Source organism: Enterococcus sp. DIV1067f (assembly GCF_050543505.1).
GTDB classification, from domain to species: Bacteria; Bacillota; Bacilli; order Lactobacillales; family Enterococcaceae; genus Enterococcus_D; species Enterococcus_D entomosocium.
Genome location: NZ_CP172940.1, coordinates 179,988 through 195,189, shown reverse-complemented (window position 1 = coordinate 195,189; position 15,202 = coordinate 179,988). Strand labels below are relative to the sequence as shown.

The window sequence follows — 15,202 nt, the reverse complement described above, 5'->3', positions numbered from 1 at the left end:
CTTTTTCCTCCTTTCTTAAATGTTCACATCGATCGCTTCAGCGATTCGTCTGCCGTATTCTGGGTCCGCACGGTAAAAATGCATGACCTGCCGTTCTTTGATCTGTTGATTTTGAACCTGTCCCAAACTTCCCGCAATCGTTTGAATTAAACGTGTTCGTTCTTCTTCTGAGAGCAAACGATAAAAATCACCTGCTTGGCTATAATAGTCTTCATCGTAATCAAAGGAACCGATCTCTCCTTCTAACGAATAGTGGATGCCCTTGGCATGCGGGTTTTCTTTGATGCCATCGAAACTGTTCGGTTCATAATTGATCCCTGAAGAATTCGTTTTGGTATTCATGAAACCATCCTGTTGGTGATTATGGACGGGCGCTTTTGGCGCATTGATCGGCAACTGGCTGCTATTGGGTCCAACTCGATAACGATGCGCATCACCGTAAGCAAACAGCCGACCTTGCAATAGTTTGTCCGGAGAAAAATCAATCCCTGGAACGATATTGCCCGGTGAAAAAGTGACTTGCTCGACTTCGTTGAAATAGTTCTCTGGATTGCGATTCAAAGTCATTCGTCCCACTTCAATGAGCGGATAGTCTTTTTGTGAGACTGTTTTGGTCACATCAAAAAGATTGACGGCAGCTGACCAACCTTCTTCAAAGGGAATGATTTGAACATAGAGTGTCCAAGAAGGATACTCCTTTGCCTCAATCGCTTTATATAGATCTTCAATATGATAATCAGGATTGCTTCCCGCAAGTTCTGCTGCGAGTGCCGCACTCATGTTCATAATGCCTTGATCCGTCCGAAAATGATATTTCACCCAAAAGCGTTCTCCCTCTGCGTTGAGCCAAGCGAATGTATGGCTCCCATACCCATGCATATGACGAAAGGTTGCCGGTAAGCCCCGATCCCCCATCAACAGGCTGACTTGATGGAGGGATTCCGGTGAATGGGACCAAAAATCCCATACCGCCTCTGGATTTTTCAAGTGCGTTCGCGGGTCTCTTTTTTGGGTATGGATAAAATCAGGAAACTTCAACGGATCACGAATAAAGAAAATCGGGGTATTATTGCCCACGAGATCATAATTCCCCGCTTCCGTGTAAAATTTAACCGCAAACCCCCGAGGATCGCGCAACGTATCCGCAGACCCTAGTTCTCCGGCAACCGTTGAAAAGCGAATAAACATCTCCGTTTCTTTCCCGATGGCTGAAAGAAACGCCGCTTTCGTGTACATCGTTACGTCGTTTGTTACTCGGAAGACCCCATGAGCCCCCGCACCTTTCGCATGAACGACCCATTCGGGAATCCGCTCACGATTAAAATGTGCCAGTTTTTCTAGCAAATGGACATCTTGAATCAACACTGGGCCACGGCGCCCCGCTGTCAAAGAATTCTGGTTATCCGCTACACTGGCTCCTTGCGCAGTCGTCAACTTTTTTTTCATATCTTTCCTCTTTTCTCTATAAAATCAGTCAAGTGCAATTACTCTCAACAAAATACTTCTAATTAGTACAAAAATTATCATTATTCTTAAAATATATCAATTTATTTGCTCGTAAATAAGAATTAATTCAGATTTTTGACCATTCCCCAACTTTTCTATCGAAGTATCCAGGTTTTGCAGCAAGCCTCATGAATAGAAGGAAGCACAAAAAAGCAGTGAAGCGTTGGCTTCACTGCTGCTTTGCGTTCCATTCGATCCGAGACCACTCTACTGGCGATCAATTATTTTTTGCTGCCTGCTGCTTATTCGGCAGCTTCAATATCCTTGGCGATTTTTGCGACATCGATCTCCCGCTGCAAATAGTCTTGGTTGTCGATAGGAAAATGCTGACGAAATTCGGCTAGTTCCATCAATTCGACTTCGCCAGCTGCCACTTCAAAGTCTAAGACATGACCAGCAAATGTGCGATCATCACTAATAAAATGCAAATGGAAACCGGCGGCCGCAGCACCGTGGAACAGCAACGGGGTAAAGAACCCGACGATCGTGCCGCTGATATCTTCTGCTTGAAATTCCGGCTGATGCTGGATGATCTCAATGAATTTTGGGTACGGTTTTTCTTGCTTTGGGGCAACGCGGACGTGCATCTTGGTAAATACCCCATGAATCTTGACAGCGGAAAACAAATTCGGGCTGACTTCTGTCAGGACGTGGTTTTTCACTTCTTCATCGGTCATTTCTTGGCTGACCTGCAGGTGCTTCGCCGCAGAAAAATCAACGACTGCCGCATAGGGGGTTCCTTCATTTCCTTGGAGCACTTGTACCTTGCCCGACTCGTCTACATGGTAGATTTCACCATCTAAAATAATCACTTCACCATTGGAACCAGCCAAAGTACCAATCCCAAAATTGCCATATTCAAGCATTTTTCCGATTTGCTCCGTGCCATCCATTAAATCCTGCATCAACCCACCTAGGGTGCCATGCTGATATAAATAACTTTTGTTTTTCACTTTCATCTTGATGCTCCTTTGGTCTTAATAAAATTGATCAGGTAGGATCGTTTTGCCAAGATCGGCATTGTCTGAATAATCCACAGGGATATCAATGATCACTGGACCATCCGTTGCAAAGCCTTCTTCGATGGCTGCCATCAATTCTTGTTTGGTGGTTGCCCGTAAGCCCTTGGCACCAAACGCTTCGGCATATTTCACGAAATCAACTGGTCCAAAATCAACCCCAGAAGCACGATCATATTTCATTTCTTCTTGGAATTTCACCATATTGTAGGTACCGTCATTCCAAATCAAGTGAATGATGTTTTGTTTCAAACGGACGGCTGTTTCTAACTCTTGGGCAGAAAACAAGAAGCCACCATCGCCAGATACAGAGATCACTTGAGTATTTGGTCGCACGAGCGCTGCCGCGATCGCCCATGGCAAAGCTACCCCTAAAGTCTGCATGCCATTACTAAAGAGCAGATGCCGTGGCTCATAACTGCGGAAATGACGGGCCATCCAAATGTAGTGGCTGCCGACATCCACCGTCACCGTCATGTCATCGGTCACTTCTTGTTGCAAAGCATCAATGATTTCCAGGGGATGCAAGGTATTGTTGCTGCCTTCGACATCCGCTGGTTTTTCATTGAGTTTGGTTTGCAGCGTCGTTAAATAGTTTTGAGCGTCTTCGGTCAAGTGATACTGATCGATGGCTTTTGATAGTTGTTCAATAATTTTCGCGATACTGCCCATCAGTTCAACTTCTGGCTGCATAAATGGATCGATCTCCATCGGTACTTCATCGATGACGATCACGCGGGCATCTTTTTCCGCATTCCAGTTGCGAGCTTCGTATTCGATCGGGTCGTACCCCACAGCGATCACTAAGTCGCTGCGTTTCAACAGCATATCACCAGGCTGATTGCGGAACAAGCCGACGCGGCCAAAGAAATGCTCTTCTAATTCACGAGAAATGATCCCAGCGCCTTGGAAGGTCTCTACGACAGGCAACCCAGTTTTTGCAACTAAATGACGAATCGCTTGTGTTTCTTTCACGCCTGAAGCCCGCATTCCTAAGAGTAGGACAGGCAGCTTGGCTTCTTTGATCCGATCGACGAGTGCCTGGATATCTTCTGCATCGGCACTGCCTAATTTAGGCGAAGATAGTGGTTTGATCGCTGCCCCTTGAACGGTTCCGTCCGTCACATCTTGAGGAATGGATAAAAAGCTCGCCCCTTTTTTCGCTGTTTTTGCGATGCGAAAGGCGTTGGCAATACTTTCAGAAAGGGTTTCAGGATCTTGGACTTCACTGCTGAATTTCGTGATCGGCGCAAACAATGCCGCATTATTCATGCTTTGGTGGGTCAATTTTGAAAGGTCAGAACGCTTCACTTGGCCTGCTAGTGCCAGGACGGGATCACCTTCGGCAGTTGCCGTGACCAACCCAGTCGCTAAATTACTGGCTCCTGGTCCACTTGTCGCAATGACGACTCCTGGCTCTCCTGTCAGGCGACCGATTGCTTGTGCCATAAATGCCGCGTTTTGTTCATGTCGTGCCAAAATCAACTCTGGTCCCCGATCACTCAACACGTCAAATACGCCATCGATTTTTGCACCGGGAATCCCAAAGATATAAGGCACCCGATGATTTTCTAAACTTTCAACAATGATTTCTGATCCTTTTGCACTCACTGTATTACCTCTTTTCAAAAACTGTATTAATCACAATACATATAATAGCACTTTCTATTTATTTATCAACGAAAAACACTTATTAATATCTGTACTATAAAAACGTAGTTTTTTAGAGAGCGTTTGCATCTGCTTCAGACCGCAGGTGTATGTCTTTCCATTTTTCCGACAAAAAAAGGAGTGGATCGCTCCACCCCATAAATCCTTTACTGTATCAGAACACCTCTAAAAAGAAGCTTCTTTTGTCGGTTTTTTATTCTGCTGGGACATTTTTTTCCGTCAGCCAACCGACAGCCAGTGTCATGGCAGCTCGTGCAGCTTGGGTCTGATCCATCGCATTGACCATCACAAAATCATGGATGATTCCTTGCAGACGTGCTTGGGTAACTTCCACGCCAGCTGCTCGTAAATGCTGCGCATAGGCTTCCCCTTCATCCCGCAAGACATCTGCTTCCCCCGTAATGATCAACGCTGGTGGCAGATCGGCTAACTCCTCTTTGGTCGCTCGTAAAGGAGAAGCGGTAATTTGATTCCGCTGTGTTTCATCCGTCGTGTATTGATCCCAGAACCATTGCATCCCTTCTTTGGTCAGAAAATAGTTTTCGCCAAATGCTTCATACGAAGGCGTATCAAAGCGGGCATCTGTCACAGGATAGAACAATAATTGCTGTGCGATCGGAATGCCACCACGGGCTTTCGTTAACAAGGTCATAACAGTCGCCATGTTCCCACCTACGGAATCGCCAGCCACGGTCAAACGGGTAAGGTCTAAGCCTTTGACATCGACAAATCCCGGTAATTGCTGCAAGACCGCATAATTTTGTTCGATCGCCGTTGGGTATTTTGCTTCTGGCGAACGACTGTATTCAGGAAAAATGACGATCGAGTTGGTTCGTACCGCCAATTCACGGATCAATTTATCATGAGTTGCGGCACTGCCGAAGACCCAGCCAGCGCCATGGAGATAATAAATAACAGGGAGAATCGCATGATTTCCTTCGGGACGAACAAAACGAACATTGATGGCCCCCCACTCGCCTGTATCTACGGTCTGATCTTCTATCTCAACCGCCAGTTTATTGACGGGTGACTCTTGGACTTGTTCCAATAGTGCGCGCCCTTCTTCTGGCGGTAATTCATAGATCCGTGGGTGCGGTGCATTTGCCTCACTAAATTCAACGGCTGCTTTTTCCAACGAAATTCTATCTGTCATACGATTCTCTCCTTTTGTTTGAAATCGTTCGTGTTGATCTTAAGGGTACCACCAAGTCATTCTGATGCAAAGAATCTTGCTTTCTTCTGTTTCCAAGCATTTTGTTCGACAAAAAAGGTGGTTTTTGCACTCTTAACTGCCTTGCCTTCATGACCGATAACTGTAAGACACTCGCTGTGTAAACTTCCCAAAAAACTGAAAGGCGTAGGTAAGTACGTATGAAATTCACATTAGATGAAACACAAAATAACCGTCTGCTCGCTGCTATTTTTCAAGAACTCGCTGTCATAGTCTTTGATCCGCAAAAAGAAGTTGTTTTCGCCAATGCCAACATGACTGATATCCTAGGGTACAGCCAAGAAGAAATCATTGGCTTGCCGCATCGGACCTTTTGTTTTGACCATTATGCTGCCAGTACGGATTACCAAGCTTTTTGGAATCAACTGCTGTACTCAAAGCAACGGTTTCAAGACAAAATCATCCGAAAAAACAAACAAGGAGAAAAACTGATTTTAGAAGGGATCTACTTCCCCGTCCTCGATGAGCAGCAAGAAGTCGTCAACGTCGTCAAAATCGCTTTTGACATTACCCAAAGAGAACAAGCCTTAGCGGTCACTATCAAAAAAGTGCAAGAAAGTGCTGCTTCCCTGACACGACTTTCTGCCAACGGGCATCAGCAAGTCGATCATTTGTCAGAAAACTTGGCGCAAGTCAAACGGCTGTCTGATCAAAATCAAGCAACGACCCATGCCTTAGAAATGGATAGCCAACAGGTGACAGCGGTGCTGCATGACATCGACCGCATTGCACAACAAACCAAACTGCTATCCTTCAACGCTTCCATCGAAACAGCACGGATCGGCGAACAAGCAGCTGGCTTTCGGGTAGTTGCCGATGAAATGCAAAAATTAGCCGAACAGACCAAGCAGTTGACCCAAACCATTGCCGCAACCATGCAAGCCATCAACCAACAAGCCTTAGTCGTGTTAGATAGTACCGAGTCGACGACTATGAAAATCAGTGATTCGCAAAAAAGTCTCGCTGCCGTTTTGCATTCTTACGACACGCTGCGAACGACGGCCAGTCTTTTAAACGATGAAGCCGAGTATTTAACAGAGACCAACAATGCTGAGTTGGAAACCACATGAAGTGAAAGAGAGCGCCGCTGTTTGCGACGCTCTCTTTGTTTTTTTGACCAATAAATTGATTCCCTATTTGATTTCATCGATACTCAGCACTAGCCAGTCTCCCACTCTTGCAACAACTGCTGTAATTCTTGCAAAAATGATTGGGTCGCAAAGCCCAATGCTTGAAGAGGAACACGATATTCCTGTTGAATCACCAAAAAGCTACTAAACATTATATGCTGGACCTCAAAACCGAGGTTTTTCCAAACACTCCAGGAAAAACTGACTATTCGTTTTTCTTTCTTTTCGTACGTGCACAAATACACTCGTTCAACGCCAAAAAGCAGTCCCGCATTCGCTTTCTTGCCAGTCATCTTTGACGTTAGCAACGCAAGAGGGGTCTCCGTTTCAGGCACTTGAAAACTAGCGAGGACTTGTCTTTGCCATTGCCTTGGTAGCACTTGTCTTTCTCCAGAAAAATAGAATAAAAAATTTTGTTTTTGAAAAAAGGCAGTCAAACGATTTTGCCGCTGGTTGCGCTGATGGATGGGCGCCCTTTGAATCGGAGACGCCTGGTTTCCTGACGTTGGTTTTGGCTGCTCTTGTCCAGCGAAAACGCCGGCTGTTGGTGCATTTCCCCTAAGAGCAGCAGACGACAAACTGATTTTCTTCAAGAGAGCAGCCAGCTGGGTCAGCGCAAGCTGTTTGTCCGTCAGGGGACTGGACTGGGCAATTTTGGCGTGGTCAAAGGGCAATTTGATGACCATTTTGCCGCGGCAATACAGACAGACTGCCGTGCCGACACCCCAGTTTACTTCTAGTTCCCCTAAACAATGGGGACATTGAATGGGAATGATATCCATGAGATCATCCTTTCGTTTTGATGCATCGATCAGAGCTATTCGTTGTAAAAATACGGATCGTATTCCAGCTGACAAACGCCAGCAGCACTAGAAGAGATAAGCCATAAAAACTGAAATACCAAGTCAGGATTGCTAAAAAAAGGATCAAGGCAAATTCATACGCCATGTTTTCTAGACTGCTGTAAAATACTGTCTGTCGGGCGAGTTTCTTCCTCCGCGTCTCAAAAGCTTTCTTCGCTGCAGCCGTTGATGCATCCGACTGACTCAATGCCTGGGAAAGTTCTGCTTTGAATTTGCCGTACTCTGAGAAAAACTTGACCTCTGGTACGAGCAAGAAGTACCAAGTCGCAAGACAAGCAATCAGCAAGATGACCGCTGAAGCGAGCAGACTAAAGGCAACAGCCGGTAATAAAAAGCCATCAAATAGAAAACTCGAAGCAATTCCAGAAAATAATCCGACAAAAAAGAAGGTATAGCAGAATTGCCAAAGGACACTACTGGTCTTCGAAAAACTTTTCTTCACTTGCACCAGCTGTTCACATTCAGGAAGCTGGGTTGGAAAGAGACGTTCAGCATCGGTGCCATCAGCCACGAAAGAATAGGTTTGGTTTCCGTACTTGAATTCGCCAATGTAATAAGGAAAATACAGTTTTTCCGTATCACATTGTTTCGGAAAAAGAGTCAGTTGAACCTCATTGGCAACATCTGCTCCCACCAAATGGTCTTTGGCTTTTGCTTCAAAGACTTCCAATAGATGGGTATCCGAGAGTGCCGCTTCTCTGGAAATATCAAAGGGCAGCACCTGAGCGTCTTGGCTAAGTGCCGAAAACTGCTGCATATCCGTGCAATAGGCGGCTCCTTTTTGAAGATGCAGCGGCAGCTTGCCATTGATACTGTAATCCGCTTCTTTTCGGGTATCCGTAGGGAAATATTCATTGAAAACCGTTGTGTTCCCGCTGTTATGTAAAGAAATGTCGGCAGTAATGCGCCCACTCCCCCTCTGCTGTTCCTCGTGGACATAGCTCCCTCTCACTTGCGCGTCATAAGCAATTTGAAAATAATACATCGGGATAAACACACGTTTTAGATGAACCATCTCTAGCTCAAAAAAGATACTTTCCGAGATGGTCTCTTGCCATGCTAGTTTATTTTTCAACGCCTCTTCACATGCCTTTTCATCATAAGCAAACGGATAAAATCCTTCTTTGACGGTCCCTTGAATGCGTGGCAACTCTTTAAGCGAGACGACTTGTTTTGTTTGTTCCTGGTTTATTTGTTCCGGTTTGATCAGCAACTCGTTCAAACAATACTGACAGACTGCTTTTCCTGAGTCCCAATCAACTTCTAGACGCCCCAAGCAGCTGGGGCATTGGATTTGGGTGATTTTCATTTTTTCTCCTTTTTATGAATCGTTTTTTCTTTTCAACAAGATGGTTTATCAAAGAAACCGAAGAATGTTCCAAATAAGGGTAACGACCACGACCACATAAGCGATCGTATCGAGCCATTCATAAAATTTCCTCATTCTTGCAAGCTTCTTTCCACACTTCTCGTAGTTTGCTAACAAAGCGGTCCCAACCGTTTTCTTACCTAATAATTCTCTTTGGAGCTCATCTCTAAATTTTTGGACTGTTTTGAGGTACTGTTCTTTTAGAAAGTGCAACAATATCCCCGATACTACCCAATAGATTGTAGTTGGCAGAGAACTCATGACAATCCCCCTATGACAGCCCTAAATACTCTTCCGAGAGGGATCCATTCAGAAATGAATAGCGCCAAGATCATCAGGATCACACCTAACGTAAAAAAGAGTACGGAGGACCAGCCAAAAACCTTACGAGCTTTTGAAAAATTCGCAACCGTTTGTAAGGTTTCTTGGCACTGTGGGATAATCGGCAGCTTCATTCGGTCAGGATCTTTGCCGTCGATCGCAAATTCAAAGGATTGCTCTTGGTACTTGAAGGTGCCCATATACAGGGGAAAGTAGAGCTTTTCTGTAGCACAGCTGATCAGGGAAAGATCTAGGTGCAGCTCTTTTAGCTGATCGGCAGATTTTTTCTTCTGGATCACCGCATTCGCATGGGCTCTCAATTCCGCTTGTTTTTCAGAACCAAAGAGCGCCTGCTCTTGCTCAATATCAAAGGGAAAAGCATGAATAGCATGTGCTGAGACTAGCTGTTGAAATTCCTTTTGATCGGTACTAAAGTGCGGTTTTCTTTTCATTTCATCATTGACCTCGAAGCTCTGAGGAATTTCTTGCTCGATCACCTCCGAACTGCCGCATTGATAGAGTATGACCGTCTCATCTGGATGGTCGCCTCGCTTCTTTTCCCACGTGGTCGTATGCGAGCCGTCCCAAGCAATGGAATGGGTATCGTAGCCAAAGGCCCCCTCCCAGTGCATCGTATAGGTCACCTGAAATTCATAAATCGGAATAAAATATCGTTTTACCTCGCTGACTTCAAGATGAACGACAATGTCCTCAGGAACTGATTCCTGTTGGATCAGCCATTTTTTCAAGGCATTTGCTACCTCGTCTTCATTAAAGGTAAACGAATAAAACCCTTCTTTGACTTCTTGAAAAACTACGGGAGCTTGTTCATTCGAAGCTTCTTGCGTTTGTTTTGGCGGCGAATGTAGGACTGACTTAGTTAAGCAATACTGGCAGACTGCTTTTCCTGTCTCCCAGTCAACGGTTAACTGACCCAAGCAGCTGGGACATTGGATTTGTGTGATTTTCATTGCTTCTCCTTTTGCACATACTGATTTTCTTATCAATGAAGTGGCTTGGTTGCAAGTGAGGGGGAATATCTTTTTTAAGGTGTTAGTTGGGGGAAGCAGCGAAGGAAAGCTGCTTGTTTGCAGGTAGTTGCTCGCTCTCATCCGTTTGTTCGAAACATTTTTTCCAGTGATGAAGCAAACAAGTGTATTTGTACCAAGAGCTGTTTAACCAAAAAAACAACCGCAAACGAAAAAACAACCCTTTATATATCATTTTATAATAAAAAATACCTTAAATCTATTTAATATTGATAAAAATAATTGCTGATTTGCTAGTTGAGCTTCTTCCGTACGCTCAGCAACCCTTACTAGTCGGTTATTGATGGCGGATACGTTAATAAAAATGTTATAATTAAAATATTCACAAGAAAGGAATTGGAAAGAGTTATGGGGATGTTTATTTTTGTTATTGGTTTTTTGACAATGGTTGTAAGCGGAATCTTTTTTGTTCTTAGTTTGATCAAGAAAAAGCCGCTTCGCAACAAAATCGTTATTTTTATGGGTGGTTTTCTCTTATTGATCGGCGGGGTATTATTGACTCCTGCAACAACACCGGAGCTTCACGTAGATGAAGCAGAACTGGTTACGAATGAGCAAGGTGAAGCAGCGATCACTGGGCAAACCAATCCAGAAGCGCAACTGACGATCAACGGGGTGGAGGTTTCACTGGCGGACGAAACATTTTCTTACACCGTGCAACTTGAAGATGAAGAGGAACAGGAATTTACCCTCCAAGCCTCAATGGGTGGAAGCACCAAAGAAGAAGTCGTCACCGTCAAACCTTCTCGCGCATTTCTAGCGAGTTTGCAAGCTGAAAAACAAGAACAAGCAGCACTGGAAAAAGCCGAGACGGCACTGGCGCTTGCCGAAACCCAGCCAAACCAAAAGAATTACGACGAAGCTGTGACGCTGATTCATGCTTTGAGTAAAACCTACGAAGATTTCGCTACCCGGCTAACCGTGGTGGAAGAACATCTTGCCATCGGCAAAGCCCTCGATACTGCTGAAGCTTCCCTTGAGCGCAGTGATTTCGATCAGGCAAAAGAATTAATCGCACAAGCGGTTTTGAACAAGGAAACGTTTGAAAGTCGGTTATCCACTGTAGAAACCAAGATTTCTGAGAAAGAAGCAGAAGCCCTCGTTGCAGAAGCTGTCCAAGCGGTGGAAGCGGCAGAGGCGGAGCCGACAAAAGATGCCCTTGCTCGTGCAGAAGATGCTGTCGCTCGTCTCAAGATCCCCGATGAGGAATTAGCTACTCGAACGAAAACAGTGGCGCAAACGATCACTGCCAACGAACAAGCAGCCGCACAAGCTAAGGCGGAGGAAGAACGGCAGGCAGCCGCCGCTGTGCCAGAACAAAGCCAGCCAGCCGCTGCTAGCAATCAAGCCCAAACATCAGTCCTTGTTACACCAACGGGTTCCAAGTACCATACGAGAAAATGCGGCAACGGTACCTACACGCCTGCAACTTTAGCAGAAGCGCAAAGCCGCGGACTTACTCCTTGTGCAAAATGTTTTCCGTAATAGTCACTAAATTTTGCAACGAAAAAAGACAAACCTCATTTTTGTCTAAGGTTTGTCTACAGTCTGAAGCGGTTGTCTCGTCGGAGGCAGCCGTTTTTTTCACTTGCTAATTTTCCTCATAAGAAAACTCGTACTCGTTTTGTTCGTCATCGATCAGACGCTTGTCATTGTTGTCCGCCATTTTGAATACTTTCTCAAAATCATCGCCAGTCATGCGCACTTCCTTTTTCTCTTGATCAATGATCACTTGGGCATTTGTCACTTCAAAGGTGAGCATAGTGCCGATGTCTGCCACAGTCAGTGCTTTGCTTTTGGGGAACTCTGCTTGTAGTGTTTCGTTGATCTGCGCTAATTGCGTCTCTTGTTCTTCTACCAAGTCCGCAGGTTCCTGATTCGGATCGACCAAAAAACTCAGCGTTTTATTGACGGTGAGCTTTCCATCTTCCAAAACGTACAAGGCATTTTGTTGATGACTGTTGCTATTGGTCAATACTTGATTTGCAGCTGCAGAGTCAACCCCTGAGCGGCTGCAGCTTGCCAAAAAAAATAGCACCGCCAAACAAACGGTAGCAAACATTCTTCTACCTAACTTGCTTTTCGTTTTCATTTTTCCCCTCCTCGTTTTCCCTAAGTTTCCTTCTTTCATGATTTTTCGCAAACCCGTGGGTTTGTGTTTCCTGTCAAATTGAGTTATTTTCAGTATAGCATAAACAATTTGCTTTTATAGCTTTTTTTTATAGTGAGATTAATTTCACGCGCAAAAAAACCAACCTTGTCGAGACAAGATCGGCTTTCTTTAGGATTGATTCGTTGAGATCTTTGAACGTTCTCGCTGGGATATGATCGCTGCCTATTGTCCAATTAGTCCGACAACAAGCCCTAAAACGATCACTCCTAGAAACCCATTCACAAGGTGCAGCCCAACTAATTTACGGGACTGTCCCGAGTAAACAGCCATCACGAAGGTGGCGACCCCATACACCCCTAGCCACAATAAGCAAGCGACTTGCAAGGAGGTCATCAGCCAACCATCATGATCGAATGTTGCAAACCAATAGACGACTTGATAGGTCGCTGCCGATAAGAGAATCCCACCAACAATCGTGCCGCCAAAGGTAAAGAGCATGTCACCGGTCGTCATCTGCTGACCGTCCATCTTCTCTGCCATTCCTGATTCTTTCGCCCAAAACTTGCCCCACTTATGCATCGGGTTGTAAAGCAGACTTTCCACCACAACCCAGCTGAGGGTGCCGAAAATCAATGTCCAAAAATTAACCATTTTCGTTTTCTCCTATACTTTATTTTTAGCCATGTTCCTGAGAAGCGAAAAAATAGCCAAGCGGGCTGTTCCTTCTCCATCAGTTTATGCCTTAAGGGAAGGTTCTTCAACTTTTTCCACTGGTGTCCCCTATTTTTCGATGGTTCCAATAAAAACTAAGAAAAATGATCGTATACAGCAATGCGGTGAAACCTGTAACCGCTAATGGGTTAGTGATCAAGATACCGGCAAACAGCAAAAGCAACGCAAGGATCGCCCCGCCCAAAAAAATCGTATAGCCCATTTTCTTCTGCTTGCGTACCAAAACAAACGCCGCCACACTGATCAACAACCAAATCAGTAATACAGTATACGACAGGGAGCCTGCCAGATAATTGAAGAGTTTGTCGCCTAAAAAGTAAGAAAGAACGACTCCAAGATATAAAGTACCGCTGCAAAACATGATCGCTCGTTGGGGCACGCTGTTTTTATTCAGCATCGTGAAACGGCTTTTTTTCTGGCCATTGTTGCTTAACCGGAAAAACAACGTTCTTGAAGAAGCATAGACCCCAGAATTGATGGAGGAAAACAAGGCCAAAATGATCACTAAATTAACGATGTCGGAAGCAAAAGGCACATGGATTTTTTGAAACACCATTACAAAGGGACTGACATTTGGATCTGCTAATTGATTCCACGGATAAATGATCAGTAAAAGAAACATGGGAATGATGTAAAAAGCGGCAATCCGAGTCATTACTCCTTTGATTGCTTGAGGGATCGCTTTTTTGGGATTTTCTGCTTCACTAATCGTGATGGCTACTAACTCAGAACCGCCATAAGAATAGATTACGACCAATAAAGAATTGATAAATCCTTTGAGACCGTGAGGGGCAAAACCACCATAGTCTGTCATTTGTCTCATCGTCGGTAAAAAGCCCAGATCAAAGACTTGTGTGGCAACCAGATAGAGACCCACCAAGATCAGCACAATCACCACACTGATTTTGGCCCACGAAAGCCAGTATTCCGTTTCTGCAAACAAGCGGACCGAAAACAAATTGATGATGGTCGTGAGTAGTGCCAAAATCAAAACAAAGATCCAAGCTGGAATATTGGGAAACCACAGCTGCAAAAAGCTTGCGGCAGCAACTGCTTCGGCGATGATGTTGATCATCCACATTGACCAGTAGATCCAATCAATGAAATCAGCTGTATGCAAGCCAAGATACGGCTGGACTAAGCCCGAAAGGCCATGTTGTTTTTGGTCAGATAAAACCAACTGTCCCAGTCCTGTCATGACGACAAATAAGATCAGCCCACAAAAAATAAACGCTAGCAAGACCGCAGGCCCCGCTAACTGGATCGCTTCCCCACTGCCTTTGAATAGGCCGGCACCGATTGCGCCACCTAGTGCCAACATAGTGATGTGTCTGGTTTTCATCTGTTTTTTTAATTGATTTTTTTCTGTCATACGTTCCTCCTCGAAAACCGTTGATCCTTCATACACAGTGATTCTCTCACTGTTGCTATTTTTAATTATATGAATGATTTTTTTTAACTACCTCATAGAGAATACCAGACGTTTCTGCTATTGCAACTAAGAATTGAAAAAATTATCTATTTTTTCTGAAAATTCTATCATCCTCTAATCTTTTTCACCCAAATCAAATCTTGGCGAACTTTTCTTTAGGTGAAGGTACTAAAAAAAGCCATCTCCCAACTTGTGGGAAATGACTTTCTGTCCGTTTCTTCAAGCAGGCTCGATGATCAATGGGTCGTAACCAACTCGTCTTTGATAGCGTCAGGGAGATCCTGCTCGGTCACCTCTTGATACGACTCCACATGTTTGCCCTTTGCATCAAGCTCTAGGTAGGCATTTTCTTTTAATTTTTGTGGTGCCCAAAACGTGATTTTTATTTTTTGTCCATCTTCATTGATTCCTTCTTGCGTATATTCATAGGCATCATGTTCTTGCGGCACGCCATACTCATCGGATGTTTTGACATAAACCTTTTTCTCCGGTACGAAAGGATTGAAACGATCCACCAGCTGAACCAGTTCGCTGGAATCATCTTTCGTAAAATAAGACCATGTAACCAATGTGACGGTCCCGATCGTTAACACGAGCAGGATCATACTAATTGCTTTTTTCAAGTGATTGTCCTCCGTTTTTTCTATCTACCTTCAGTATAAAAAAACAAGCGATAAATATAATCAAACTTAAGACGTATTTTTCCGTCGGTCATTGTGACTAAGGTATCAATGGAATATTTTCTGCTTTTTCCACCTAAATATAT

12 protein-coding genes and 1 pseudogene are annotated in these 15,202 nt (G+C 44.5%); 2 read left to right on the top strand and 11 right to left on the bottom strand.

The window, feature by feature from the left end:
• Nucleotides 1-15: 15 nt before the first annotated feature.
• From IGJ42_RS00905 to IGJ42_RS00890, 4 genes are all read right to left on the bottom strand, one after another.
• A complete protein-coding gene (locus IGJ42_RS00905) occupies nucleotides 16-1,446 on the bottom strand; it encodes a catalase (RefSeq protein ID WP_430615860.1) in 1,431 nt (476 codons plus the stop codon).
• Between the two features lie 302 nt (nucleotides 1,447-1,748).
• Nucleotides 1,749-2,465, bottom strand: a complete 717-nt coding sequence (budA, locus tag IGJ42_RS00900) for an acetolactate decarboxylase (RefSeq protein ID WP_005232672.1) — start codon at nucleotides 2,463-2,465, stop codon at nucleotides 1,749-1,751.
• 18 nt (nucleotides 2,466-2,483) lie between these two features.
• Nucleotides 2,484-4,136 (bottom strand): acetolactate synthase AlsS, encoded by a 1,653-nt coding sequence (gene alsS, locus IGJ42_RS00895; RefSeq protein WP_005232673.1) that lies wholly within the window; start codon nucleotides 4,134-4,136, stop codon nucleotides 2,484-2,486.
• A 253-nt stretch (nucleotides 4,137-4,389) separates the two neighbouring features.
• A complete protein-coding gene (locus IGJ42_RS00890) occupies nucleotides 4,390-5,349 on the bottom strand; it encodes an alpha/beta hydrolase (RefSeq protein WP_005232674.1) in 960 nt (319 codons plus the stop codon).
• 218 nt (nucleotides 5,350-5,567) lie between these two features.
• Here IGJ42_RS00890 and IGJ42_RS00885 point away from each other — a divergent pair, with 218 nt between their 5' ends.
• Nucleotides 5,568-6,497, top strand: a complete 930-nt coding sequence (locus IGJ42_RS00885) for a methyl-accepting chemotaxis protein (protein WP_008376493.1) — start codon at nucleotides 5,568-5,570, stop codon at nucleotides 6,495-6,497.
• An 89-nt stretch (nucleotides 6,498-6,586) separates the two neighbouring features.
• Here the strand turns inward: IGJ42_RS00885 and IGJ42_RS00880 are convergent, their stop codons facing one another.
• The 3 genes and pseudogenes from IGJ42_RS00880 to IGJ42_RS00870 form a co-directional block, all read right to left on the bottom strand.
• On the bottom strand, nucleotides 6,587-7,339 hold the full coding sequence (locus tag IGJ42_RS00880; RefSeq protein WP_429968981.1) for a hypothetical protein: 753 nt from the start codon (nucleotides 7,337-7,339) through the stop codon (nucleotides 6,587-6,589).
• 4 nt (nucleotides 7,340-7,343) lie between these two features.
• Nucleotides 7,344-8,729, bottom strand: a complete 1,386-nt coding sequence (locus IGJ42_RS00875; protein ID WP_429968980.1) for a hypothetical protein — start codon at nucleotides 8,727-8,729, stop codon at nucleotides 7,344-7,346.
• A gap of 48 nt (nucleotides 8,730-8,777) precedes the next feature.
• Nucleotides 8,778-10,081 (bottom strand): annotated as a pseudogene (locus IGJ42_RS00870) (hypothetical protein).
• A 426-nt stretch (nucleotides 10,082-10,507) separates the two neighbouring features.
• Between IGJ42_RS00870 and IGJ42_RS00865 the strand changes: the two are divergent.
• Nucleotides 10,508-11,644, top strand: coding sequence for a serine protease (locus tag IGJ42_RS00865; RefSeq protein ID WP_429968978.1), 1,137 nt, complete (start codon nucleotides 10,508-10,510; stop codon nucleotides 11,642-11,644).
• Nucleotides 11,645-11,750: 106 nt separating this feature from the next.
• On the opposite strand, the gene IGJ42_RS00860 is transcribed toward IGJ42_RS00865, so the two are convergent.
• From IGJ42_RS00860 to IGJ42_RS00845, 4 genes are all read right to left on the bottom strand, one after another.
• Nucleotides 11,751-12,251, bottom strand: a complete 501-nt coding sequence (locus IGJ42_RS00860; protein ID WP_420680824.1) for a hypothetical protein — start codon at nucleotides 12,249-12,251, stop codon at nucleotides 11,751-11,753.
• 243 nt (nucleotides 12,252-12,494) lie between these two features.
• Complete coding sequence (locus IGJ42_RS00855; protein ID WP_008376507.1) at nucleotides 12,495-12,923, bottom strand: DUF1761 domain-containing protein; 429 nt, start codon at nucleotides 12,921-12,923, stop codon at nucleotides 12,495-12,497.
• A 106-nt stretch (nucleotides 12,924-13,029) separates the two neighbouring features.
• A complete protein-coding gene (locus tag IGJ42_RS00850) occupies nucleotides 13,030-14,376 on the bottom strand; it encodes an amino acid permease (protein WP_008376509.1) in 1,347 nt (448 codons plus the stop codon).
• Between the two features lie 296 nt (nucleotides 14,377-14,672).
• Nucleotides 14,673-15,041 carry a YxeA family protein gene (locus IGJ42_RS00845; protein ID WP_016619558.1) on the bottom strand — a complete coding sequence of 123 codons (369 nt, stop codon included), beginning with the start codon at nucleotides 15,039-15,041 and terminating at the stop codon, nucleotides 14,673-14,675.
• Nucleotides 15,042-15,202: the final 161 nt, after the last annotated feature.